Annotated in this window: 26 protein-coding genes; 23 read left to right on the forward strand and 3 right to left on the reverse strand. The window is 57.7% G+C overall.

Annotated features, from left to right (window positions below; genetic code table 11):
* Nucleotides 1-59 precede the first annotated feature (59 nt).
* The 5 genes from CSC3H3_RS04725 (at nt 60) to CSC3H3_RS04745 (ending at nt 6817) form a co-directional block, all read left to right on the forward strand.
* On the forward strand, nt 60-1073 hold the full coding sequence (locus CSC3H3_RS04725; protein ID WP_172963392.1) for a LacI family DNA-binding transcriptional regulator: 1014 nt from the start codon (nt 60-62) through the stop codon (nt 1071-1073).
* A 424-nt stretch (nt 1074-1497) separates the two neighbouring features.
* A complete protein-coding gene (locus CSC3H3_RS04730) occupies nt 1498-2529 on the forward strand; it encodes an ABC transporter substrate-binding protein (RefSeq protein WP_172963393.1) in 1032 nt (343 codons plus the stop codon).
* A 117-nt stretch (nt 2530-2646) separates the two neighbouring features.
* Nucleotides 2647-4884: an ABC transporter permease gene (locus CSC3H3_RS04735; protein ID WP_245881272.1), complete on the forward strand. Its 2238-nt coding sequence runs from the start codon at nt 2647-2649 to the stop codon at nt 4882-4884.
* Complete coding sequence (locus CSC3H3_RS04740; RefSeq protein WP_101284055.1) at nt 4881-5963, forward strand: ABC transporter ATP-binding protein; 1083 nt, start codon at nt 4881-4883, stop codon at nt 5961-5963. Before CSC3H3_RS04735 ends, CSC3H3_RS04740 begins: the two co-directional genes overlap by 4 nt.
* 26 nt (nt 5964-5989) lie before the next feature.
* Nucleotides 5990-6817, forward strand: a complete 828-nt coding sequence (locus tag CSC3H3_RS04745) for an inositol monophosphatase family protein (protein WP_101284057.1) — start codon at nt 5990-5992, stop codon at nt 6815-6817.
* Nucleotides 6818-7088: 271 nt separating this feature from the next.
* Here the strand turns inward: CSC3H3_RS04745 and CSC3H3_RS04750 are convergent, their stop codons facing one another.
* On the reverse strand, nt 7089-7709 hold the full coding sequence (locus CSC3H3_RS04750) for a S24 family peptidase (RefSeq protein WP_101284059.1): 621 nt from the start codon (nt 7707-7709) through the stop codon (nt 7089-7091).
* 398 nt (nt 7710-8107) lie between these two features.
* Here CSC3H3_RS04750 and CSC3H3_RS04755 point away from each other — a divergent pair, with 398 nt between their 5' ends.
* Nucleotides 8108-8560 carry a hypothetical protein gene (locus CSC3H3_RS04755; RefSeq protein WP_215907557.1) on the forward strand — a complete coding sequence of 151 codons (453 nt, stop codon included), beginning with the start codon at nt 8108-8110 and terminating at the stop codon, nt 8558-8560.
* Nucleotides 8548-9207: a hypothetical protein gene (locus CSC3H3_RS04760; RefSeq protein ID WP_157831831.1), complete on the forward strand. Its 660-nt coding sequence runs from the start codon at nt 8548-8550 to the stop codon at nt 9205-9207. The genes CSC3H3_RS04755 and CSC3H3_RS04760 overlap by 13 nt, the downstream gene beginning before the upstream one ends.
* 27 nt (nt 9208-9234) lie before the next feature.
* On the opposite strand, the gene CSC3H3_RS04765 is transcribed toward CSC3H3_RS04760, so the two are convergent.
* A complete protein-coding gene (locus tag CSC3H3_RS04765) occupies nt 9235-9426 on the reverse strand; it encodes a hypothetical protein (protein WP_101284063.1) in 192 nt (63 codons plus the stop codon).
* Nucleotides 9427-9630: 204 nt separating this feature from the next.
* On the opposite strand from CSC3H3_RS04765, the gene CSC3H3_RS04770 reads away from it, so the two are divergent.
* The 3 genes from CSC3H3_RS04770 to CSC3H3_RS04780 all read left to right on the forward strand — a co-directional run bounded on the left by CSC3H3_RS04770 (nt 9631) and on the right by CSC3H3_RS04780 (nt 12736).
* Entirely contained in the window at nt 9631-11295 is a 1665-nt protein-coding gene (locus tag CSC3H3_RS04770) for a portal protein (protein ID WP_101284065.1), read from the forward strand.
* Between the two features lie 72 nt (nt 11296-11367).
* Nucleotides 11368-11760, forward strand: a complete 393-nt coding sequence (locus CSC3H3_RS04775; RefSeq protein WP_101284067.1) for a Bbp19 family protein — start codon at nt 11368-11370, stop codon at nt 11758-11760.
* Nucleotides 11761-11809: 49 nt separating this feature from the next.
* Nucleotides 11810-12736 carry a capsid assembly protein gene (locus CSC3H3_RS04780; RefSeq protein ID WP_101284069.1) on the forward strand — a complete coding sequence of 309 codons (927 nt, stop codon included), beginning with the start codon at nt 11810-11812 and terminating at the stop codon, nt 12734-12736.
* A 79-nt stretch (nt 12737-12815) separates the two neighbouring features.
* Here CSC3H3_RS04780 and CSC3H3_RS04785 read toward each other — a convergent pair whose 3' ends face one another.
* Nucleotides 12816-13583: a hypothetical protein gene (locus CSC3H3_RS04785; RefSeq protein WP_157831832.1), complete on the reverse strand. Its 768-nt coding sequence runs from the start codon at nt 13581-13583 to the stop codon at nt 12816-12818.
* A gap of 216 nt (nt 13584-13799) precedes the next feature.
* On the opposite strand from CSC3H3_RS04785, the gene CSC3H3_RS04790 reads away from it, so the two are divergent.
* From CSC3H3_RS04790 to CSC3H3_RS04850, 13 genes are all read left to right on the forward strand, one after another.
* Nucleotides 13800-14615, forward strand: a complete 816-nt coding sequence (locus CSC3H3_RS04790) for a phage capsid protein (RefSeq protein WP_101264026.1) — start codon at nt 13800-13802, stop codon at nt 14613-14615.
* 163 nt (nt 14616-14778) lie between these two features.
* Complete coding sequence (locus tag CSC3H3_RS04795; protein ID WP_101264027.1) at nt 14779-15054, forward strand: hypothetical protein; 276 nt, start codon at nt 14779-14781, stop codon at nt 15052-15054.
* Between the two features lie 104 nt (nt 15055-15158).
* Nucleotides 15159-15740: a phage connector family protein gene (locus CSC3H3_RS04800; protein WP_101284073.1), complete on the forward strand. Its 582-nt coding sequence runs from the start codon at nt 15159-15161 to the stop codon at nt 15738-15740.
* On the forward strand, nt 15740-17653 hold the full coding sequence (locus CSC3H3_RS04805; RefSeq protein ID WP_101284075.1) for a phage tail protein: 1914 nt from the start codon (nt 15740-15742) through the stop codon (nt 17651-17653). Before CSC3H3_RS04800 ends, CSC3H3_RS04805 begins: the two co-directional genes overlap by 1 nt.
* A complete protein-coding gene (locus CSC3H3_RS04810; protein ID WP_101284077.1) occupies nt 17653-18102 on the forward strand; it encodes a hypothetical protein in 450 nt (149 codons plus the stop codon). Before CSC3H3_RS04805 ends, CSC3H3_RS04810 begins: the two co-directional genes overlap by 1 nt.
* A gap of 1 nt (nt 18103) precedes the next feature.
* Nucleotides 18104-19555 carry a hypothetical protein gene (locus tag CSC3H3_RS04815; protein WP_101284079.1) on the forward strand — a complete coding sequence of 484 codons (1452 nt, stop codon included), beginning with the start codon at nt 18104-18106 and terminating at the stop codon, nt 19553-19555.
* A gap of 120 nt (nt 19556-19675) precedes the next feature.
* Nucleotides 19676-20785 carry a phage head spike fiber domain-containing protein gene (locus CSC3H3_RS04820; RefSeq protein ID WP_101284081.1) on the forward strand — a complete coding sequence of 370 codons (1110 nt, stop codon included), beginning with the start codon at nt 19676-19678 and terminating at the stop codon, nt 20783-20785.
* Nucleotides 20782-21234: a hypothetical protein gene (locus CSC3H3_RS04825; RefSeq protein WP_101284083.1), complete on the forward strand. Its 453-nt coding sequence runs from the start codon at nt 20782-20784 to the stop codon at nt 21232-21234. The genes CSC3H3_RS04820 and CSC3H3_RS04825 overlap by 4 nt, the downstream gene beginning before the upstream one ends.
* A 31-nt stretch (nt 21235-21265) precedes the next feature.
* Nucleotides 21266-22753, forward strand: a complete 1488-nt coding sequence (terL, locus tag CSC3H3_RS04830; RefSeq protein ID WP_101284085.1) for a phage terminase large subunit — start codon at nt 21266-21268, stop codon at nt 22751-22753.
* Nucleotides 22754-22955: 202 nt separating this feature from the next.
* Entirely contained in the window at nt 22956-23267 is a 312-nt protein-coding gene (locus CSC3H3_RS04835; RefSeq protein WP_245881273.1) for a hypothetical protein, read from the forward strand.
* Between the two features lie 182 nt (nt 23268-23449).
* Nucleotides 23450-23758, forward strand: coding sequence for a hypothetical protein (locus tag CSC3H3_RS04840; RefSeq protein WP_245881274.1), 309 nt, complete (start codon nt 23450-23452; stop codon nt 23756-23758).
* A gap of 39 nt (nt 23759-23797) precedes the next feature.
* Nucleotides 23798-24295 carry a cell wall hydrolase gene (locus CSC3H3_RS04845; protein WP_245881275.1) on the forward strand — a complete coding sequence of 166 codons (498 nt, stop codon included), beginning with the start codon at nt 23798-23800 and terminating at the stop codon, nt 24293-24295.
* A gap of 109 nt (nt 24296-24404) precedes the next feature.
* Complete coding sequence (locus CSC3H3_RS04850) at nt 24405-24896, forward strand: 3TM-type holin (RefSeq protein ID WP_101284088.1); 492 nt, start codon at nt 24405-24407, stop codon at nt 24894-24896.
* Nucleotides 24897-24912 lie beyond the last annotated feature (16 nt).

Here is a 24912-nt window from a genome sequence, read left to right on the forward strand (position 1 = left end):
GGTAATGGTGCTGGAGTTTGGGTGTGGGTGGAAAGCAGCAGGTAAATAAGGATGCGACCGTGCCTGATAACCGGGTGATCACGTCTGCCGATGTGGCGCGTGAGGCGGGGGTGGCACGATCGACGGTGTCGCGGTGCCTGTCGGGGGATGGGCGCATTTCCGAGGAAACCCGCCAGCGGGTTTTGGAAACGGCCGAGCGGCTGGGATACCAGATTAACCAGATTGCGCGGTCGATGAACCGGCGCAAAAGCGACCTTGTCGGGCTGGTGACATCGGGCCTGGAAGACCCGTTTCGGGTGCAGTTTTTGCACCATCTGATTAGTGCCATTCAGAAAATAGGGTATCGGCCCCTGGTGATTGACGTGTCCGAGCCTGAGCATATGTCGCGATCCATGCTGCATTTATTGCAGTATCAGGTGGCCGGGGTTGTGGTGACATCGGGAAGCCCGTCGCCGGAGATTGGGCAGCATTTTATTCGCCGCAATGTGCCCGTTGTGCTGGTGAACCGGGCCGGGTTGCTGGAAGGTGCGGATGTGGTGAATTGCGATAATGAAGCCGGTGGTCGCCTGGCCGCCGAAGCATTGCTGGCGGCAGGCAAACGCCATTTGGGTTTTTTGAATATGAGCGGCGGCACCTATAGCGGCAATGCGCGCGGGGAGGCCTTTGTTGCCGCCATTGCGCCGCGCCTTGCCAGTGGCGAGGTCCGTTTTACGCCGCTGGGCTGCAGGAGTGCGGATTATGACGGCGGATTTCAGGCCGGGGTGGAGATTTTGGGCCGCCCGGACGCACCAGACGGCATTTTTTGCGGCAAGGACCATATCGCGCTGGGCCTGATGGATGCGGCGCGGTTTGAACTGGGCCTGAAGATTCCGCAGGATCTGGCGGTGGTGGGGTTTGACGACATTACCGCGAGCAGCCAGCGGGCCTATGGTTTAACGACCATCCGCCAATGTGCGGAAGATTTGGCCGAATTAACCGTTTCGCGGCTGGCCCGGCATATTTCAGGCCCGGAAGGCGGGGCAATGGCCCGTGCGGTTTTGCCTGTGGAACTGATCCGCCGAACTAGTGCCTGAGAAGTGCCTGACAGGTGCCTGTCAGGTGCCGGTTGATTGTGCGCCCGGCTGATGGGGGGCATATGGCAGGGCAGGCCGGGATTTTCCTGGTATTGATATTGCGCCATTTGCGATGAAACTGGCGCAAAGGCAGTGACTCGTTGGTTTGTGGTGGTCTTTGCGGTGTGTGAGCACACGTGTGCGCGAATGGTGCTGCCATAGAACGCGATTTTGGTGCCAAAGGCTGGTTTTGGCCTGTAAATTCAGAAATGAATTGATAATGAAAAACAATGGCTTATCATTTTTGTTACATTTTTATGACAGATAAATAGAATTTTTCTGTCAATGAGTGATCAAATTGGGTTATTTATTCCAATGTGGAAGCGCAAACGAGTAGCGCACACGTGTGCATTCAACGAAATGCGACTGAATCGGGAGGATTCTAATGAAACTGAAGACAATTTTGCTGGGTAGCGCCTTTGCTGCCGGTGCCCTGACTTTCAGCCTGTCAGCCGAAGCTGCGGGCCGTTTGAATGTTGTTTGCTCGGCCGATAATGCCTGGTGCGAATTGATGGAAGCCGAGTTCGAGAAAAAATACGATATCGATGTATCGATGGTGCGTAAAAGCTCTGGCGAGGCCTATGCCCAGGTGCGTGCCGAAGCCAGCAACCCGAAGCTTGATATCTGGTGGGCAGGCACGGGCGACCCGCATTTGCAGGCAGCGGCCGAAGGCCTGACGATGGAATATAAATCGCCGTCGCTGGATAATTTGCAGGATTGGGCGAAACGCCAGGCCGAGAATGCCAATTTCCGCACCGTTGGCGTTTATGCCGGTGCCCTTGGTATTGGCTATAATTCCGACCTTTTGAAAAGCAAGGGCCTGCCGGCACCGAAATGCTGGAAGGACCTGGCGAACCCGGCCTATAAGGGCGAAATCCAGGTGGCAAACCCGAATTCATCGGGCACGTCCTATACCGCGCTGGCAACACTGGTGCAGCTGTTTGGCGAGGAAGAGGCCTTTAAATTCCTGAAAGACATGCACAGGAATGTGAACCAGTATACCAAATCCGGCTCCGCCCCGATCAAGGCGGCTGCGATTGGGGAAACCACCATCGCCATTACCTTCATGCATGACATGGTGACCCAGAAGGAACAGGGTGCGCCGATTGAAATTGTCTCGCCCTGTGAAGGGACGGGGTATGAAGTGGGGTCGATGAGCATCATCAAGGGGGCGCGCAACCTTGAAAATGCCAAGACCTGGTATGAATTTGCCCTGAGTGCCGAAGCACAATCCATGGCGGAAAAGGCCGGGTCCTATCAGGTGCCGTCCAACAAAAATGCCACGGTGCCGGAAAATGCACCGCGCCTGACCGATATCAAGCTGATCGATTATGATTTTGCCAAATATGGGTCGGCTGATACCCGCCGCCATTTGCTGTCGCGCTGGGATGAAGAAGTGAAAACAGCGCCGCAATAAGGGCTGTTGCGCCTTCTGTTTCGGGAAGGGAAAGGCCGGTTTGTGCGGCCTTTCCCTATCTTTCCCGTTATGTGCCCTTTTTCCCCAAAATACTGTTTTCAGACAGGAGACTGCCCCGTGCGCCGACTGTTGTGGTTCTGGCTGGCGATCGGCTGGATCGGATTTGTCATATTGCCGTGGTACCAGCAGGAATATGGTTTCTGGACGCTGGAATGGCTGACGGATGGGTATCCGTTTTATGGCGATTATGCCCCGGCGATTTTGCAGGGTTTTATGTATGACAGGCCGTGGCTGTTGCCACTGGCGGCATGTTTGATTGCCCCGCTGGCCGTAATCGGCCGGCCGCGCCAGGACCCGGTTTTTGGCAGGGTGCTGATTGCATCGGGCGTACTTGGTCTTGGCTATATGCTGGCACAGGGATTTGCCATTGGTGTTTTTGGGTTCAATTACGCCTGGCTGACCAGCCTGTTTGGGGAAACGGATATTCGCCAATATGGCCTGGGATATGGCGCGCTGTTTTGTGCGGCCAGTTTTGTGGTGCTGTTTTGTGCCGGGCTGGCGGCGCGCGGCACCATGCGCGGGGATGTGTTTGTGACAACCGCGATTGGCACCATCATTGTGTTGGTGGCGACATTTGTGTTTTTCCCGGTTTCACGCATTCTGATGAGCGCCTTTGTCGATATGGACGGGGCACTTTCGGGGGCGGCCTTTATGCGCAATTTTGTCTCGCCCACGGTGTGGGGCCTGGGATGTTTTGCCGGGGGTGTTTGCGGGGTGGCCTGGAATACGGCCATTCTGGCGATATTGACGGCAAGTTCGACAACGTTATTGGGGCTGGCCTTTGCGCTGGTGGTGACACGGACGGGGTTTCGCTGGAAAAAATCGCTGCGCGTTTTAACCGTGTTGCCGATTATTACCCCGCCTTTCGTGATCGGTTTGGCCCTTATCCTTCTTTTTGGCAGATCGGGAACTGTAACGCAGTTTATTGCTGATCTCCTCGGGGTGGAGGCAGGTCGGTGGCTGTATGGCCTCCCTGGAATATGGCTTGCCCAGACTTTGTCCTTCACCCCGATTTCTTTTCTGGTTTTGATTGGCGTTGTCGAGGGTGTCAGCCCGTCGATGGAGGAAGCATCGCAAACCCTGCGGGCGGACCGGTGGCAGACATTTGTCAATGTATCGCTGCCCTTGATGCGGCCGGGCCTTGCCAATGCGTTTTTGCTGGCCTTTATCGAAAGCATGGCCGATTTCGGCAACCCGATGGTTTTGGGCGGCAATTACGAGGTCTTATCGACCGATATTTTCTTTGCCATTGTTGGCGCACAAAATGACCAGGGCCGGGCGGCGGTGCTGGCGATTATTCTGCTGGTCTTTACGCTTTCGGCCTTTGCCGCACAGCGTTTCTGGCTGGGTAAAAAATCCTATGCCACGGTTTCGGGCAAGGCTGATAATGGCGCGCATGTGGGCTTAAGCACCGGTTTGCGCCGGGTCTGTTATGGCACGGCCATTCCCTGGGCGCTGTTTACCATTGTCATTTACGGCATGATTTTCTTTGGTGCCTTCGTCAAACGCTGGGGTTTTGATAACAGCCTGACGCTGGATAACTATGTCGAGGCCTTTGGCATTGGCTGGAGCGATCACGGCATCGTTTGGGCCGGGGCGGCGTGGGATTCATTCTGGACGACGTTGAATATTTCGATCCTGGCGGCCCCCTTGACGGCGGCAGTTGGTTTGACGACGGCCTATTTGCTGGTGCGGCAAAATTTCAGGGGCAAAAATGCCTTTGAATTTGGCACGATGCTGAGCTTTGCCATCCCCGGCACGGTGATTGGGGTTAGCTATATTCTGGCCTTTAACGTGCCGCCGCTGGAATTGACCGGCACGGGTGTGATTCTGGTGATCTGCTTTGTTTTTCGCAATATGCCCGTCGGTGTACGTGGCGGGATTGCAGCGATGAGCCAGCTTGACAAAAGCCTGGATGAAGCCTCCCTCACATTGGGGGCCAACAGCTTTACGACCTTTCGCAAGGTGATTTTGCCGCTGTTGCGCCCGGCCATTGTTGCCGCACTAGTTTACAGCTTTGTGCGTGCGATTACGTCGGTCAGCGCGGTGATCTTTCTGGTCAGTGCGGACCATAACATGGCGACATCCTACATTATCGGGCTGGTGGAAAACGGGCGTTATGGCGTGGCGATTGCCTATTGCAGCGTGCTGATTCTGGTGATGCTGACGGTGATTGTTGTGGTGCAGGGTTTGATTGGCAAACGCAAGCTGCGCCGCGAAGACCGGGTTGCCAGCGATACAACGACAACAGGCGGGAAAACTGCCCTGAATGCCTTACGGGAGAAACATTCATGACATTGAAAACACGGGCCGGGTCGGTCGTATTTGAAAATGTGACCAAGACCTATGGCAAGGGGGCGGTTACAGCGATTGATGATGTGTCGTTTGATATTCAGCCTGGCGAGCTTGTGACCCTGTTGGGGCCAAGCGGATGTGGCAAGACAACGACATTGCGCATGATTGCCGGGCTGGAACACCCGACCAGCGGGCGGATCATGATTGGGGGCAAGGATGTGACGCATCTGCCTGCCACTGATCGCGATGTCAGCATGGTGTTTCAGTCCTATGCGCTGTTTCCCCATATGAGCGTGGTGGAAAACGTGGCCTATGGCCTGACGGTGAGCGGGCAGAAAAAGGCCGAAGCCTATGACCGGGCGCGCGAGGGGCTGGGCCTTGTGGGACTGGCGGATTATGGCGACCGGTTGCCATCCGAGCTTTCGGGTGGGCAGCAGCAGCGTGTGGCGGTGGCACGTGCGCTGGTGCTGGAGCCAGAGGTTTTGTTGCTTGATGAGCCTTTGTCAAACCTGGATGCAAAACTGCGCCGCCATGTGCGCACCGAAATTCGTGATTTGCAGCAAAAGCTGGGCTTAACCGCGGTTTATGTGACCCATGACCAGGAAGAGGCCCTGGCGGTTTCGGACCGGATTATCGTGATGAACCGGTCCGTGATTGCCCAGCAGGGCACCCCGCGCCAGCTTTACGAAGAACCGGCATCGGCCTTTATTGCCGATTTTATTGGCGATGCGAACCTTGTGACGGGCGAGGTTTATGCCCTGAATGGGGATATGGCGGATGTGGATATTGGCGGGGAGCGGGTGACCCTGCGCCAGCGTGGACATGGCCTTGGCAGTGTTGAGGTGGCAGTTCGGCCCGATGCGGTGCGCCTGCGTGATGGGGCAGAAGGGGCGCAGATGTCGCTAAAGGGTAACGTGACGCATGCGACATATCTTGGTAGCGCCATGCATTACACCGTGCAGTGCGATGTGGGTGAACTGTTTGTGATTGATGGACGGATCGATGCGCCGATCCGGGCGGGCAGCGAGGTTGGTATCGGCTTTGCTGCACGTGGTCTTGCGCTTGTGTCGGGTCAGTGACCCGCAAATAGAAAAGGAAAAAGGACATGGCAGAAGCGAAAGATGCGGTAACGGCGGCGATTGGCAGTGGTGACATTGCGGCGCGATTTGAACATGCCATTGCGGTGGTACGCGAAGCAGGCCGGGTGGCGATGGATTATTATCGCCGGGTGGATGAACTGGTTGTTGAAAGCAAGGCCAACCCGCTTGATGTGGTCAGCATTGCCGATAAAGAGGTTGAAGCGGTTATCCGTCGCGAGATTGCGGCGAAATTTCCCGACGATGGGTATCTCGGCGAGGAAATGGGCATTGATCGCGGCAAAAATGACTGCCTGTGGGTGATTGACCCGATTGATGGCACGGCGTGTTTTGTCAATAAAATGCCGACCTGGGTGATTTCGGTGGCCCTTATGGTGGGGAACGAGGCGGTTATTGGCCTGATTTACGAACCCAATGGCGACGAGCTGTTTGCCGCCTGCATCGGCAAGGGGGCCACGGTTAATGGCAAGCCGATTGCCGCCAGCCAGGTTGATAATGTCAATGCCGGGGTGATGGGTGTTGGCATGTCGCACCGGGTGGAAAGTGCCGCGCTGGTGCCGTTTATCGCCGACCTTCTGGACCGCGAGGGGATGTTTATTCGCAATGGTTCCTGTGCGCTGATGATGGCCTATGCAGCGTCAGGCAGGCTGATTGGCTATTTTGAGCCGCATATCAACCCGTGGGACTGCATGGCGGGCATTGTTTTGATGCGCGAAGCGGGGGGCTGGTGCAATGGCTTTCTCGATGCCCCCAATGTGCTGGAAGACGGCGCTCCTATTCTGGTCGCAGGGCCAAAGGTGGCGGATGTGCTTTCGGAGATGACCGGGGTGAAGTAACGGCTTTCGCCATTCTGCTTTGTTGAAAACCGGCATGAAAATTGCCGGTTTTTGCCGTTTAAAAATGCGTTATTTTTGCAGAAATCCGGCTGTTTCTGACGCGAAAATGCCGGTTTTTAACCCGGAAAAATCCCGCAACATATTGAATGTGCTGCGGGAGTTGGTGTTCCTATTGTAGCAGGTTCGATTTTAGAGGGTAGCTACAACGCTTTCGATCAGTTCAACCAGCAGCTTGTTATTGTAGCAGGTTCGATTTTAGAGGTGCAGGATTTTACTGACTGCACCACAGAATTCTGGCGATCCAGTCGAGGTTTTGGGCGTCGATATAGCGGTCTTCGTAATCCGGGTTCAGGGATTTGAGTTCCAGGCCCATTGCGCCGCGGCGCACCAGTTCCTTGGCCATTACCTCGCCCTCGCGGGTTTTGACGACAACGCGGTCGCGTGGGCGGATGTTGGATGCCGGGGAAACGATGATGAGATCGCCATCACGAAAGACGGGGGACATCGAGTCCCCGGAAATGCGCAGCCCATAGGCGGTGGGGTCGTGCAGGGCGGGGAAGGTGATGTCTTCCCAGGCGCCGCCAACGGGGTAGCCTGCATCATCAAAAAAGCCGCGATTGCCAGCCTGGGCAAAGCCGATGACCGGCACACGCCCGGCGGCATTGCCGTCCATTAATTCGGAAAATTCCCGGAAGGTGACATTTGCCGCCGAAAGGACCTTGGCGATGCTTTCGGTTGAGGGCCAGCGGGGCTTGCCCGTGGCGGTATTGCGTTTTGACCTGTTGAATGTGGTGGGGTCGAGCTGTGCCAGCCGGGCAAGGCCGGAGGGCGACAGGCCCTTTTCCTCGGCAATTTTGTCGAGGGCGGCCCAGATTAGGTCATGTCTGATCATGGTTTCAGTCTAGCAGGGTTGATAACGGACAGGACAGGGAATTTATTCCTTTCCTGCCAGTGAGAACAAAATAGGAAAATAGTCCTTTACAATGAGAACAAAAAAGGACTAAAAGCTGAGTGTCAGCGGGAGATTTGCATCCGGGGGTAAGTGCCCGGCGGTGCAAAATGGTGGTCCGTGATGACTGGCTCCTTTCAATAATTGTCATGCCCGATTTTTACAGACGCGGCACCGGGTGGTGCGGTGACGCCCGAATTGCGTCTGGCCGGTGGTTTTGGCTTTGGTGCGTGATGACATCATGCCGGGTTTCGGCGGCATGACAGTGGCAGCAAAGGGGCGAAGGGTTGGCAGGGCAGAACCCCTGCCAGATGCAGCAAAAATGTGATCAGGAGGGCGAAATGACACAGCAAAGACTTTTCCCCAAACCGTTGCGCGACGGGGAGGTGACCCTGTTTGCCAGTGCAGAACAGGCGTGGTTCTGGTTTGTGCGCTGCGAGGTCGCACGGATTGAGGGCGCGCGCGTGGTGGCGGATGCGGGCGAGGTAACACGGCCCTGTGACCCCGACGATATTTATAATGCCGTCATGCGGTTACGGCGTGGCGGGATGATTGGCCAGGCGCATTTGCAGGTGCTGGAATATTACGGCCTGCTGGAACGATTGCCCGACCGGCGGGTGAGTGAGGAAATCCGAAAGGCCGATTTGTGGGGGGAAGCAATGCAGGCCTTAACGCAGGTTTTGATCCAGCGCGGGATTGTAGACCCGGACAGCCCCGAAAACCCGCTGGAAATGGCTGACGAGGGGGATTGCGATTATGAAATGCAGGGGGATTTGTCGCCATGCGGGCTTTAGGGGAGATGTGGGGCTATGCAGGGATAGCGGCCGCACTGCGCCTTAACTGGCTGGGGGCAGCAGGTGCTGGTTCCGGGCGGGCCGAGCCGAGGCAAGTGCAGGCGGATATTGCGCCTTTTATGCGGTATGGCGAGGGTGAAGATATGGTTTCAGAATATCGGTCTCCGGCAATTGGGGCGATTGGGGCGATTGCGGTGAATGATGCGACGTTTGGCACGGTTCGCCGGGCGGAAGATATATATGCGGATCAGCAAGGCGGGCGGCGTGCCCTGATTGTGTTTAGTGATGCGCCCGATAAATGGCTGTTGCGGGTTTTGCCATCGTCATTCCGGCATTGTTTTGCAGTGCTGGAAACCGGGCGGGAAGGAAGCTGGATTTATCTGAACCCGGCAAGCCATCAACTGGAATGCACGCTTTGGCAGTTTTCGGCATTGTTTGACCCGGCGGCATATTATCGGTCCCGCGGGCATCGCTGCCTGTGGGTGACTTTGCCCAAGGTGCGCGAGATGCGGCTTGGGATTGGCATGGCGAGCTGTGTTGGGGTGATCAAGCATTTGCTGGGGATATCGGCCTGGTGGGTGGTGACCCCGCTAGGGCTGTATCGCTATCTTGAGAGCAGATCAAAAATTTATCAAAAAAGTTCTTGATTTGTTCTTTTTTCTAGGCTATAAAACCTAAATCAACACCAGAAATGCGCCCGCTGCCGGAAACGGCGGCGGGTTTTTTGTTTTCCGGTTTTGACGGGGATTTGGTGGGGTGGGCGCACGGGCTTCGGCCTCGGCCTTGACCCTGACTTCGGCTTCGAATTGTGGTTCGGACTTGGGCTTCAACTTCTGAGAAGAGGTATCCATGGTCGGGTCGATCATTGGTTCTTTGGCGCGGTCGTAAAGTAACCCGGGAGGGGCGGCAGGGGTGGCAGGGCGCGGCGTGCCGGGATGGGGTGAGCGGGGCTGAGAGCCTTGGCGTGATGGGGACGAGGCATTCGGCAATGTGAATTGGTGGGGGTGCCGGGTTTGGGGCTTGGCCTGACGGTAAAGCGATGGGCAGACATTTGGGCAAAAGAGGTGGGCATGAGCGAACGGGTGGAAATGATGCCTGATATGTTGCGCAAGCGGTTTCGCGCGGCGTTGCAACGGCGTGAACACTGGCACCGGCACTGGCAGGAATGTTACGAATTTGCCCTGCCGCAGCGCCAGGAAAACGGCGTGGGGGCGGCCGGAGGAGGTGGGTTTTCTTATGGTGCTGGTGCTGGCGGTGGTTCGGGGGGAGCGGCCAATATTGGCAAAAAGCAGTTTGACCGGGTGTTTGATGCAACAGCGCCTGACGCGGTGGAGCAGCTTGCCGCAAGTTTGCTGGGGGAAGTGACCCCGCCATCGGGCGGGTGGTTTCAGATGGCGCCGGGCGATGCCGTGCCTGATGGGGCACAGGGTGAGCTTGCCGAAAAACTGGCGCGGGCTGTGCGGATTGTGCAGGGGCATTTTGAGCGGTCGAATTTTGCGGTGGAAATTCACCAGGCCTATCTGGACCTTGTTACGGTGGGAACGGCATGTTTGCGCCTGGAAGAAGCCGGGGGGGATGCGCCATCGCGGTTTCGGTTTTGTGCGGTGCCGGTGCGGGAACTGGCATTTGAAGAACGGGTTGATGGCAGGCTGGATGCGGTTTTTCGCCAGCTTTGGCTGACGATTGAAGATGTTGCGGAAAAATGGCCGGAAGCAAAACTGCCCGCCCATATGACGGAACGCGATAAGGCCGTGCTGGAAAAACATGCCGTGATCGAGGCGGTATTGCCGGACCGCAGCGGGCAGGGCGGATATGATTATGTGGTGTTTTTTGCCAGCGACCCGGCAGGGGCGGACCAAAGCGGCGATACAGACAGCATCATTGCCAGCGGGCGGTTTGATGTTTCGCCCTATATCGCCTTTCGCTGGTTAAAGGCGCCGGGCGAGATTTATGGCCGGTCACCGGTGATGAAGGCCCTGCCGGATATTAAAACCGCCAACAAGGTGGTTGAGCTGGTGTTGAAAAATGCATCCATCGCGGTAACGGGGATTTGGCAGGCCGATGATGATGGCATTTTAAACCCGGCAACGGTGCGGCTGGTGCCGGGAAGCATTATTCCCAAGGCGGTGGGATCGGCGGGGTTAACGCCGCTGGATGCGCCGGGCCGGTTTGATGTTTCAGACGTGGTGCTGGCCGATTTGCGCGAACGTATTCGCCGCTGTTTGTTAACCGACCGTTTGGGCCAGGTTGACGCCCCGCGCATGACGGCAACCGAAGTGCTGGAACGTGCCGCCGAAAATTCGCGCCTGCTGGCTGCGACCTATAGCCGGTTGCAGGCGGAGCTGATTTTTCCGCTGATGCGCCGGGCTTTGCATGTGCTGGCGCGCAGTGGCGAGCTTCCCGATATTCCGATTGATGGCAATGTGGTGTGCCTGCGCCATAGCGCCCCCATGGCGCAGCTTGGCCGCAAGGCAGAGGCAGGCCAGGTGCTGGATTGGCTGGAGAGGCTGACAAAACTGGGCCCGGAGGCCACAGGCAGCGTTGATATTGATCGCACCGTGCGCTGGCTGGCGGACCGGTTTGGCGTGCCGCAGGATTTGCTGCAACCATCCTTGAACCCGAATGAACTGGCCGGGTTGATGATGGATTTGGCCAGTGCCACGCCTGCAAAAGGGGATGAGACGATGCCTGTTGATCCACCCGTTGATCGATCCGTTGAAACTGTGCCGGGGTGAGAAGGCGTGTGTTGTTAATGATGACGCGCGACGGGATGGCGAGTGCAGGCAATGGTGAGATCCGGGGGATCTATGGTGGAAAGCGGGAGCATTGAACGGGCGGCTGGCCCGGAGGACGCAGGCGTGGTTGCGGGGGATGATGCGGGCTGGGCATGGTTTGCGGCGGGGCAGGTTGGCGAGCATATGAATGGAGGCGATGGGATGGAAGCGGGCGGTAGCGCCGTGCAGGACAATTTGCCCCGCAATGGTGAGGGCTTGATCGCAACGCGCGATATCGTGTGGCAGCGGGTTTTGGGACTGGCAGGCGGGGCAGATGGTGCGGCGATTTGCGCGCAATTACGGGCGATGACGCTGGAACGCGCGCTTGGCCCGGCGGCCAGCCCACAGGCGATTTGGATGCTGGAAGGGCAGCGTGCGCTGGTATTGCAGATTTTGCGCCGCGCTGGTGTGTCTGCGCACGGCTGAGGAGCCGGGTGCGGTGGCCTGACAGCAGAACAATAGGGGAGCAGTAAGCATGACGGTGGCAGGCGAAGATTTTACGGGCGTGGTTGCAGGGGCATCTTTGGCCGGTGGCACAGGGCAAGGGGCTGGGCAAGCGCATGGGCATGGGGGAGGCCGTGATGATGGTGCGCCGGGGCGCGCGCAGGGTGTAATGCCAGGTGGGGAGCCTGCCGGTGTGGCTGCTGGTGCGGGGAATGGTGGTGGCGTGGCGCGGGGGCCGGGCAAGGGAGATGGATTGGGACAGGGGGCAGGTTTGCTGGCCCCTGTTGGGCGCGGTGTTGAGGGGCGTGGGGGCAGCCCGGATGGTTTGCTTGAACCCGGTGTCCCTGATGTTCCCGGTGTCGCTGGGGATGGCAAAGCGCAATGGGTGGTGCCGGGGGAGGATGGCAGTGCCGAAGACTGGCAGGGGTTTTACCGGCTGCTGGGGGTGCCCGAGAATGCCGAAGATTACGTGATTGAAGGGGCCGATGACCTGGGCGGTATGAATGCAACGGTCAATGCCCGGCTGCATGAGGCGGGGTTTACACCGCGCCAGGCACAACTGGTTTATGACCTGGCCGGGGAAATTTTGCGCCCGATGGCAGCCGAGCTGGAAACAGGGGCGAAAACCGCAGCATTACAGGCCAGGCTGGCAGCGGAATTTGGCGGGGAAGCACAATGGGCCAAGCTGGCACCGAGTTTGGCAAGCTGGGGGCAGAAAAACCTGCCTGATGCCTATGAGGCGATGGCGCAAAGCCCGGAAGGGGTGCGCGCACTTTACCGGTTAATGAGCGAGGCGGGAGAACCGGGGCTGGCGGCAACAGGGGCCGGGCAGATGCGTGAAGCGCCGGAAGTGGAAATTGACCGGTTGATGAATGACCCGCGTTACTGGCGGGATCGCAACCCGGTGATTATTGCGCAGGTGCAGGCAGCTTTTGACCGCCTGCACCGCAATGAGTGAGCCTGCATTGGTCAGATGCAGGCCCGGCCGTGATGGAGACGGCCTGAAAAACAGCAAAGCTGATGAAGGGTAAAGGGCGTTAATTTACCACTTCGGCATGATAGCGGCCGTCGGTTTTGCGAACGTCGGGCGGAATGCGGGTGCGTTCAAAGGCGGCATAAACATCATAAAGGCCCGGTGCCGGTGTGTTGCCGGTTGCATCCTCGGTCAGGGCGAGGCTGTCATCCATTGCGCGGGGTTTTTCAAAGATGTGAACCGGCACCGATTGCTGACCGGCGCGAAGGGCGGCATCAACCAGCAGATAGATTTGTTCGATATCCTCGTTTTTCAGCGAGATGCCCGCAATGTCGGAGCAATTGCCATGCAGGCTGTAGGCGGCATCATCAACAGGTGTATTGGCCGCCGGTGCATCATCGTCGGGCAATGGGTCCAGCGTCAGTTCGACATGGTTGGGGCTGTTGGGGGACAGATCATCGCGCGAGATGGTGTAAACGCCGGGAGGGGGCGTTTGGAAGGCAGCGTTGCCCTGGTTTTCATCGGCACAGAAGGCGGCATCCTGAATTTCAACATAACGATGGTCGCCGCGCAGCCAGACCTGGAGGGTTTTATCGGCGGTAAATGCGCGCAGATAAACCGGGGCGCCAACGGCAATGCCTGCCTCGTTAAGGCGTTTTTCCATATCGGGCAGAACGCGGCTGCGGATGCGGTCGGCACCAAAGCCGGTTAGGGCGGAAACACGTGCAGTGAAGGCGTGGACATAATCGGGGATCGGGGTATAGGGCAGGGCGAAATAACCTGCCGCCCCCAAAGCGACAACAGTGAGAATTGCGTAAGTACGTGCGCGCACCTGGAAGGCTCCGACTGGGTTGACGTTAGTGTAAATCGGGGTCGTCCGGCGACCATGAAATAGCCGATCAGCCTGGCCCGGAAGCCAGAATCCGGAACAGGAAAACAACCATCAAAGCGTGACCAGAAAATGACACTTAACGCAGGAAACAAGGCAAAAACGCCTTAATTCCTGCGGCTAAGCCGGTGTGAGTATTGCCAGTGAAAAGGGGAAGTGATGAGTATTTCGATTGATAAAAGCTTTATCGAGCATTTTCAGGCCGATGTGCACCAGGCCTATCAGCGGATGGGATCGAAGCTGCGCAATACGGTGCGGGTGAAAAACGGGATCAAGGGGGCAACAACGGTTTTCCAGAAGGTGGGCAAGGGCGTTGCCACCACCAAGGCCCGCCATGGCAAGGTGCCGGTGATGAATGTGGATCATGAACCGGTGCGCTGTGACCTTTTGGATTATTATGCGGGTGACTGGATTGACGCGCTGGATGAGCTGAAGGTCAATCATGATGAAAAAATGGTGCTGGCCAATGCCGGGGCCTATGCGCTGGGCCGTAAGACCGACGAGCTGATTATCAATGCACTGTCGCAAACCACGGACGTTATCGCGCATCAGGATACCGGCCTGGTGGTGGACAAGGTGCTGGCGGCATTTGAAGATATGGGCGGGCGCGACGTGCCCGATGACGGGCAGCGTTACGCCATTATCGGCTGGAAGCAATGGTCCGACCTGCTGTCGGTAAAGGAATTTGCATCGTCGGATTATGTTGGCGATGACGATTTGCCGTGGAAGGGAACCCAGGCAAAACGCTGGCTGGGGACATTGTGGATGCCGCATTCGGGCTTGCCGCTGGCCGATGGGGTGCGCAGCTGTTTTTGGTATCATCGCACGGCGATTGGCCATGCGGTGGGGGCTGATGTGCAGTCCGACATTACCTGGCATGGCGACCATGCATCGCATTTTGTCAGCAATTCCATGAGCCAGGGTGCCGCCCTGATTGATGGCAAGGGTGTAACCTGCCTGCAGGCCAAGGAATAACCGGCAGGGCCGAACAAGGCCGAATTTTAAAACGCGATACGTACTGGATGGCCGCCCGGATACCGGGGCGGCCATTGTTTTGTGCCCTTTATGCGCGGGGCGGTGTGCCGGAAATGAACCGGGACATTTCCCTGCATATTCACGATTATTTTGGAGCAGCAAGATGGCAGAAGGTTTTAAGGCCCGGAACCTGAGTGTTCTGGCATATGCCAATGGTTTTACCCTGTGGCATTACATTACCCCCGATGTGGCGACCGATGTGGACACCACCAATTATTTTGCCAATGCGCGCGATATGCTGCGCCCCGGTGACATCATGTTTGCCAATACCAACCGCGATGGTGGCGTTTCGGGCGGAATGTTTCTGGTAACCCAGGCCGATGCCAACGGGGTGGATGTGCGCGACATGACCGCGATTGGCACCAGCAATACCGATTGATGTGCTGTTTGACAGTGCGTGCCTGATGCGGGGCACGCAACAGCGATGCGGCCCGGTTCAGAAGTGAGCCGGGCCTTTTCTTTGGGCGAAGGGAGAGCAGAAACATGGCCCTGAGCGATGTGGCACTGTGCGCGCGGGCGCTGGTGATGATTGGCGTGAACCCGATTGCATCCTTTGCCGAGGAAACGGTAGAGGCGGAGGTGGCCGGAATGCTGTACCCGGCCTTGCGCGACGGGATGCTGGCGGCCTATCCGTGGCGGTTTGCCGCACGGGGCAAGTGGCTGTCGCGCCGGGTTTCGCAAGATAGCGAAGATGAAACAGCCCCCGATGGCATGCATGAATTTGCCCTGCCCGGTGATTTCATAAGGCTGCTGGCGCTGGAAAGTGAAGCAAGTGCCTTGCCGGAATTTGAACTGCGCAAAGGCATCGTCGCCTGCGATAGTAACCGGGCCTATTTGCGCTATGTCGGGCGGATGGCCGAGGCGTCGTTTCCGGTGTGGTTTGACATGGCATTGATCGCCCGGCTGGCAGCGGAATTTTGCCTGCCCCTGACGGAAAGTACGAGCCGGGCGGAATATTTGCACAAGCGGGCGGATGATTTGTTTCATCAGGCGCGCCTGGCCGATGCCCAGCAATCCACCCCACGGCGGATAGAGGATTTTCCCCTGTTGGAGGCACGGGGATAATGGCGCGCAGCATTTTGGAAAAAACGACATTCAGCGCGGGCGAACTGGCACCGGAATTGTGGGGGCGCGGTGATATTGCCGCCTATCGCAATGGGGCGGCAAAATTGCGCAATGTGTTTGTGCAGCCATCGGGCGGGGTATGCCGGCGGCCCGGCGTGCGGTTGATTGATGCGGTTTCGGGGCCGGTAAGGCTGGTGCCGTTTGAATTTAACGTTGATCAGCCGTTTCTGGTGGTGTTCTGGCATTTGCGGGCCACGGTTTATGCCGGTGATGTGGTGGTGCAGGAACTGACCACACCGTTTGAGGGCAAGCATTTAGCGTTGCTGAGCTGGACGCAAAGTGCGGATACGTTGCTGGTGGTGCACCCGGATGTAACGCCGATCCGTATTGTGCCGAAAACAGATGATGACTGGCTGGTGACAAGCTGGGTTTGGGGGGAAACCAATGTCAGCCGCCAGCAACCCTATTACAAATTTGCCGAACCTTATGTGTCGATAAAACCATCGGGCAGCAGTGGCACCATTTCATTGGTGGCAAGTGAAGATGTGTTTGTGGCAGGGCATGTTGGCCTGCAATGGCGCCTGCGCGGGGTGGAGGGGCAAATTGCAAGTGTTAGCGATGCCAGACATGCCACCCTGACCCTGCGCGCAGCCCTGCCCGATGCCACCGAAACACAGGATTTTGCCGAACCGGCATTTTCGGCGGTGCGGGGATGGCCGCGCAGCGTGACATTCCATCAGGACCGGATGGTGATTGGCGGATCACGCGATTTGCCCAACCGTTTGTGGATGTCGCATTCGGGGGACCTGTTCAATTTTGAGCTGGGCGAAGGGCTGGATGACGAGGCAATTGAATTTGCCCTGCTGGCGGATCAGGTCAGTGCGATTTCAGCGGTGTTTTCGGGCCGTGATTTGCAGGTTTTTACCAGTGGGGCGGAATGGATGGTGAGCGGCACGCCATTAACGCCGCAAAACATTCAGGTCACACGGCAAACGCGCATTGGCAGTGCGGCAGACCGCAATGTGCCGCCAGTCAATATTGATGGGGCAACGGTTTTTGCCGCGCGCAATGGCCGCGAAATGCGGGAATTTTTATTTACCGATCTGGAGCAGGCCTATGGCGCGGCGGACCTGGCGTTGCTGTCGGGACATTTGATCAAATCGCCTGTTGATCAGGCCTATGATGCCAATCGCAGGCTGTTGCATGTGGTAATGGGCGATGGCAGCCTTGCCACCCTGACCCTTTATCGAAGCGAGGGGGTTACTGCCTGGAGCGCACAGGAAACAGATGGGTATTTCCGTAATGTCGCGGTTAGTGGCGGTGATGTTTACCTGGCGATTGAGCGTGACGGACAGTTTTTTCTGGGCCGGTTTGACGATGATATTGGTTTTGATCTGGCGATTGCCAGCAAGGGCGGGGAAAGCAGCCTGCCGCAGGAACGCTGGGGGCAGTTTGGCTTGCTGGATGGCATAAGCCTTGCCGTTTGGGCCGATGGGCAGCTTTACCGTGATGTGGTTGTCGAGGGCGGGAATATTGCCCTTGCCAGCCCGGCAAATGCCATTGTGGCCGGTTTGCCCTTTACCCACGAAATTGCCGCCCTGCCGCCGGTTGGCGGGGATGGATCGCGCCCCTATGGCGGGGCGTGTTTGCGGCTGGTTTGTGCGACCTTTCGTTTGCATGACAGTGCCGGTCTGGCGGTGGATGTGGGGCGGGGCATGCGCGATATTCCCCTGCGTAAGCCCGGTTCTGGTCGGGTGCTGGATGCGGCGGGGGGGCTTTTTCGGGGGGATGTTACGGTGCGTGCCATGGGGTGGAAACGTGGGGGGCAGGATGGGCTTTGGCGTATTGCAGGCGATGTGCCGGGGCCGTTTTTGTTGCTGGGGGTTAGCAGTGAAGTGGGGGTGAATGACTGATGGGTGGATTTTCCAATTGGGCGCCGGTGATTGCAGGGGCGGTGCAGACCGGGGCCGAAATTGCCAATAACCGCGAGCAAACCCGCCGGACCGCCAGCCAGATTGATGCACAGCGCGATAGCCAGCAACAGGCACTGGCGGCCGAAAAGGCCGCCGACGACGAAAGGCGCGCCCGGCAGTTACGCGCCCAGCAGGCCAGTTTGCGCGCCCGACAGGGGGCATCGGGGCTGGCGGCGGGGGCGGCAGGATCGGCCGGGGCGGTGTTGAGCGGGGCGGCGCAAAGTTTGCTGGATGTGCAGGATGCGGCAAATGGCGCCTATGCACGGCAAAGCAGCAGCATTGACCAGAACGCGCAATACCGGCGGCAAAGCCTGCTTGATACGTCGCGCTATAATACGCTGTCGCAGATTTCATCGTGGTTTGCACGCCGCGATAATTGGGGGAATTAGGATGGGGGCAATTTTTGCAGATGGTGCCGTTGCCAGTGTGCGCTTTGCCGGGGATGGGCAAAGCCGCGAATTTCCATTTGAATTTGGGGTATTTGCGCCAGGTGACGTGACGGTCAGTGTGAATGGCGAAGTGATTGCCGAAAATATCGACATTACGTTGCGCAAGGCCCAGGGGCAAAGCAGTGGCGATGCCGGAACAATCAGTGCGGCCGCCAGTGGCGGGGCGGTGCAGTTTGCCATTGCCCCGGCGGATGGGGCGGATATTTTGATTTCGCGGCGGTTGGGCCTGCGGCGATTAAGCCATTATGACAGCGGCAGCAGCCTGCGTGCCGATGTGTTAAACGCCGATTTTGATTATGTTTTGGCAGCCCTGGGTGATGTTGAAGCCGGTTTTGCCAGCACATTGCGCCTGCCTGAAAGCGGCCTGAACGGGGCCGGGCAGGAAGTAACCGCACAGTTGCCCCAACCCCAGGCCAACCGCGCCATTATGTGGGATGCGACCGCACGCCAATTGATTAACGGCCCTGATAGTGCGGCAATTAATGGGGCGGCGGCCGCCAGCCAAAGCGCACAAATTGCCGCAAATGAAGCCGATAGCGCGGCCGAGCTGGCGCGCCAGTCCCTTGCCGGGTTTGTCAGCCAGAATGCAACGGCGTTATTGCAGCTTGATTGCCGGGGGCAGAAGGCGCTGGCCTTTCAGGATGAAAGACGCAGCCCGATGGTTGATGCACCGGGCAACCGGGTGCTTGATGTGATGCAAAGCGGGGCGGTGGTGCGGGTTTCCAATGGCGGGCGCATTACCCTGCCGCCGTGTGGGGCCGCGCGAAATGGCGTGATGTTTCGCATTTTTAATGGCGATGGCACGGCAACCGATATCGCGGCAGCCGAAGGCGATGTTTTGCACCCGGTTGACGGGGGCGTTGATGCAGGTGTTTTTACCCTGCCGCTGCGTGGGGATGCGGTGGATGTTTTTTGCGATGGCACCCGCTGGCAGGTGCTGAGCGTTCGCAGTGGCGGGCCGTTGGTAAAAATGTTGCGCACCCAGAAACAGGCGATCCCGGCAGGGGGCGAGTTTGTGGTGGAATGGGACAGCATCATTGAAGACAGCCACGGGCTTTATGACGCGGGAACGGATGGCATCCATGATGTGCCGCCGGGATTTTACCATTTTGATATCGGTATTTGCTTGGAACTGGCGGATCAGTCCGTACAGGGTATGGTGTTTGTGGAGCGGCTGGGGGCAGGCGGGTGGAATATGCATTTGCAAGGGGTTGATACCCTGCCCAATGGCGCGGATGGCCGCAAAATTTTGCGCTGTAGCGGCATCGCACGGGCGGGTATTGGCACTGATAATGCCTTTCGGGTGCGGGTGGCACATGGGGCCAGTGATACACGCAATATCGTTGCGACCAGCCTGGCAAGCTGGTTTCATGCCGTGCGGCTAAGCGCATAGGCTGGCGGGCCTGCGGACCTTGACGCCGCGAGATTTCCCCAGAATCAGAGTTCCAAGTACCCCGTCTGTTAATGCAGGCGGGGTTTTGTTTATGGCCATTTTGAAAATGGAGCCTGTGACATGGCGATGCGGTTTTTGCCGTTGACGGATTATTTGCAGGTAACGCGCGCCAGCACCACAAATGCGCGTACGGAAACTGGCGTTATTGCCAATATTGATGCCAACCAGCCGGTATTTGAATTTGATGGCGAAGGCCGGGCGCTGGGCCTGCGGATTGAGGGGCCATCGGCCAATTTGTTGCGCCATTCCAGCGATTTCACCAATGCGATTTGGGAAAAAAGCAGTGGTGTTACGGTACAGGCCGCTGCCGGACAGGCACCGGATGGCAGCAATAGTGCCACGAAAATTGATTTCGCCGATGGCGCGGCCAACCTTTATCAGCGGGTGGATAACCTTGCCAGTGGGGCAAACCATGCCTTTGCCATGTGGATGCGCGCGGTTTCGGGCACGGCGGATATCACGCTGGGCGGGGTGAATGGGCCGTCGCAACATGCTGTAACACTGGGTGAAAAATGGCAACGGGTTGGCTTTGCCGAGGTGGCATCGGCCACCAGCCGTTACCCCAAAATCAGCACGGCATTAAGCGGGGCTGGTGCATCCATTCTGGTGTGGAATGCGCAATTGGAGGCCGCACCCGTTGCCAGTAGCGATATGATCAGCAATGGCATCCCGGCGGCACGCAATGGCGATGATGTGATGCTGGATTTAACCACGGGCTGGTTTGCACCGGGGGCGGGAACGCTGTTTTTTGACCTGGCCCTGCCTGCGGCGTGGCAGGGGATTTGGCGGGTGATGCAGCTTTATTCCACCAGCCTGAATGATGACCATCTTGACCTGGGATATGACAGCGTAGCCAACCAGTTGCGCATCAGCCTGCGCAAGGCCGGGCAGCAGGTGATAACGCAATCGCTTTATGGCGTGCTGGTGCCCGGCGCGCGCAACAGGGTGGCGATTGCCTTTGACGATGATGAAATTGCGGTTGCCACCGTTAATGGTGTGCTGAAATCGCCCGGCGGGTTTGCCCTGCCGCGCAATTTTGCGCATTTGCGTATCGGGTCGTATGGCGGGGCATCGGGGTTTTTGAACGGTTATGTGCGCGCGCTTTCCTATTGGCCGGGGCGGCTTGGCGATGCGCGGTTGATGGAACTGTGTTCCGGTAATGCTGCATGATCAAACGTGAAACGGCACTGCCGGCAATTTATGGCAGGTGTAGGGACCTGAACCATAACCAGAGCCATAACGAGGACCAGGACCGGGTTGGCACGGCGGAGAATGAAAATGCCGATAACACCCGGCTGGTGGGGCTGCGTGATGAATTGTTGCGCACCCTGCCTGCCGATATCCGCCGGGCCAGAGAGGCCTATCACCGGGTGGCAGAAGAAGCCGCCGGTGTCATGGATGCCAAGGGATTTGTTAATTATCAGGCCGCCTGCAAGGCCGCCCTTGCCCATGTTGAAAGCCTGATCAAGCTGTTGCGCTGGGTCCGGGAGGCGGACATTGCGGGCACAAAGGAGGCGGGTCAGACAGAAACGACAGATCGCGGTGATGATAACAGCGATGACATTTCCCGCCTGATTGCCGATGCGCGCAAGGCATTGCATCAAGCCGGAAGCACATAAAACCACGATAGACGGGAAGGGGCACAATAACGTGAGCGCAGAGCGGGCCAGCCTTGCCGAATTTGTCTGGATATGGAACCGGGCGCTGGGGCTTGAAACACCGGCGCATCATCAGAAAATGGCGCAATGGCTTGAACACCATCATGATAACGGACCCAAAGAGCTGCTGTTAATGGCGTTTCGCAACAGTGGCAAATCGACCATGGTGGGGCTGTTTTGTGCCTGGCTGCTTTATGGCAATCCGGATTTGCGCATTCTGGTGTTGGCGGCGGATCTGGATTTGGCCAAAAAGATGGTGCGCAATGTTAAACGCATTGTCGAGCGCCACCCCCTGTTAAAAACGGCCATCCCCGCGCGGTTAAGCGACTGGGGGGCGGAACGTTTTACCATTAACCGGCCGGGCGAATTGCGCGATCCATCGATGCAGGCGGCGGGCATTGGCGGCAATATTACCGGGTCGCGCGCCGATGTGGTCATTTGCGACGATGTCGAGGTACCCAAAACCTGCGATACCGCGCATAAACGGTCTGAACTGCGTGAAAAGCTGGGTGAAATTTCCTATGTGCTCAGCCCCGGCGGGATGCAGGTTTTTATTGGTACACCGCACAGTTATTATTCCATCTATGCTGATGAAACCCGCCCTGAAACCGGCGAGGATGCGCCATTTTTGGCCGGGTTTTCGCGGTTTTGCCTGCCGATTTTGGATGCCGATGGGCAATCGGCCTGGCCGGAGCGTTTTTCGCGGGCAAAAATTGCCCAAATTCAGGCCCGCACCGCAACCGGCAAATTTGCCAGCCAGATGATGCTGGATATGGTGCCGCCTGATCAGGGGACGCTGGACCCGGCGCGCCTGCATCCCTATGACGATGATGCCGTATTTGAAAGTGCCAATGGTGAATGGCGGCTAAGGATTGGAGCGCGGCGGATGGTGGCGGCAAGCTGCCATTTTGACCCGTCCTTTGGCGGCAAGGTGCAGGATGGGGCGGTGATTGCGGCGGTTTATATCTGCGATCAGGGGGAATACTGGCTGCATGATGTGGCCTATCTTAAAACCAGCGCCGCCCTTTTGGACTGTGAGGATGAAGCAAGCCAGCTTTGCCGGCAGGTGGCCGAATTTGTAAAGCGTCACCAGTTGCCGGTGGTGCGGGTGGAAACCAATGGCATTGGCCGGTTTTTGCCCAATATTTTGCGCCGCTGCCTGAAACAGGCGGGCTGTGTTAGCGCGGTGGTCGAATTTCACGAAACACGCAACAAGGAAGCCCGCATCACGGATGCGTTCGGTGCGGTGCTGGCTGCGGGGCTTTTGCATGCGCAGCGCGGCATCTGGCAGGGGCCGTTTATTCGTGAAATGCGCGAATGGCGGCCCGGTGGGGGTAACCGTGATGACGGGCTTGATGCTGTTGCAGGTTGCATCCTGGCTGAACCGGTGCGCCTGCCCAGGGTCACCCGCCCGGCTTTGGGGCGCGATTGGCGGCCTGCGGGCAATATCATCCATGCCGATCAGGAATTTTCCCCCTGAATATGGCCTGTATTCAAGGTGTTGCGAAAATTATCAAAAAACATCGCCTAAAAGTTGCGATGGCTATTGTTTTCGCCTGTAGCAATTCTAATCTATATTAAAGGATAGGTTGTTGTGGGGCTTTAACTATCCAAAGGAAGTGGTTTGATGTGATGGTAGCCGGGACGAAACATTCCCTGATGCTGCCCGGAGAAGGGAGGTCATGAAGATGTTACGTGTCGGTGTGTTGCTTGCCCTGTTGCTGGGCGCTGTGATGTTGACAACCCCGGCGGGCGCGGCCCCGCCCGTTTGTGGCGACCGCAGCACGGTGCTGAAAAGCCTGAGCACCAAATATTCAGAACAGCCCGTTGCCGCCGGGGTGGCGTCCAACGGGGGTGTTATCGAAATTTTGAAGGGACCGGACGGGAAAACATGGTCGATCCTGTTTACCTATCCTGACGGGCCAAGCTGCCTGATTGCGACAGGCGAGGCATGGCAGGAAATTGCCTATACCCTGAATGGACCGAAGGCCTGACAAAACACCCGTCGCACCCGACAGAGCGGCACAGTATCCAAAGTGCCAAAACAGGCTGAAAAGCGACATAAAGCGGGTGTTTGACAAGCGAGCTTACGATTAGGGGGACGTTTCTTAATGATGAGAAACTCCTGAACTGGCCCGCCGGATTTTTCCGGCGGGTCTTTTTTATGGGGAAAATCATGATCACGGAACCGGTGGATCTGGGCTGGTGGCTGACAGTGGTGGAGGTTCCCGCCCTGGCGGGGCTGTTTTGGCTGATCTGGCGCAGCCGGGCGGAATTTCAGCGCAATCTGGACCAGCATTCGCGCATCAGCCAGCGGGATGCCCAGGAAAACCGCGATGCGCTGGCGGCCTTCAAGCTTGATGTCGCGCGAAATTACGTTTCCATCCCCTATCTGAAGGATGTCGAACGCCGGTTAACCGGCCATTTGCTGCGCATCGAGGCAAAGCTGGAAAGCCGCGATATCGAACCCGCCCGCAAGCCCTGATTGTTCATCATGACCCCGAAACCATAAAGGCAAAGCAGCATGACGATAACGAATAGAAAACCGCCACATATCGCGACGGCAAAAGCGATGGGCGAACGAAAAGGCACGATTGATGCCCTGGCTTCGTTAACCCCCATGGATATTCTGGCGCGTACCATTTATGGCGAAGCCCGCGGCGAAGACCTTGCCGGTATGGAAGCGATTGCCGCTGTGGTTTTAAACCGTGTTGCGTTTTCAAAGGCGCGGGGCGGGTATTGGTGGGGCAATGACATTGTGGCTGTTTGCCTGAAAAAGGGGCAGTTTTCGTGCTGGAATGAAGGGGACCCCAACCGCGAAAAACTGTTGCGGGTCAATGATCGCGACCCGGCCTTTCGCCTGTGTCGGCGTGTTGCCAAACGCGCGATCGATGGCCTGTTGCCAGACCCGGTGCAGGGCGCAACCCATTATCATGTTGTGCAAATTGACCCGTGGTGGGCGCGGGGGCATGTGCCGCTTTGTGAAATTGGCAATCATGTTTTTTATGCGGGTATTGGTTAGGGCGGTAAGCAGGAGCAATTGGAGCAATTGGAGCAATTGGAGCAGTTACCGGGGGCAGGGCGGTATCGGTGATGCGATAGCGCCTTTTTTCGCTTTAGGGGGATGATGGATGATACCGGCAATTCTGGCGCAAATTGGTTTGCCTTTATTGATCAAGGCGGTTGGGGCAGGGTTGGATGCCCTGGATAACCCGGTTGCCAAAACGGCAGCAAAGGGCCTGCGTGATATGGAAAATCTGGTTGGGCAGGGGGCGGTGGATGCAACGGCCCTGGCCGAGGCCAACCGCCATGCCGAAGCCCTGATGCGCGCCGAATTGAAACATGACAGTGCCGTGATCAGGGCCGTGAACAAAACCATTCGCGCCGAAATATCATCGGGGGATGCGTATGTCCGGCGCTGGCGGCCCAGTTTTGGATATGCCGTGGCGCTGACCTGGATCATGATGATGGGCGCAATTGCGGCCGCCATTGTGCTGACCCCGGCAGAGGCCCCGGCGATTATTGCCGCATTGGTCAATACCAGCCCGATCTGGGGTGTGGCGCTGGCGGTATTGGGGATTTCGGTGGTGAAACGCAGCAGCGACAAACGGTTTGAGGGCTAGGCCAGCGTTGGAACCA

Origin of the sequence: Thalassospira marina (assembly GCF_002844375.1) — a bacterium.
Classification (GTDB): domain Bacteria; phylum Pseudomonadota; class Alphaproteobacteria; order Rhodospirillales; family Thalassospiraceae; genus Thalassospira; species Thalassospira marina.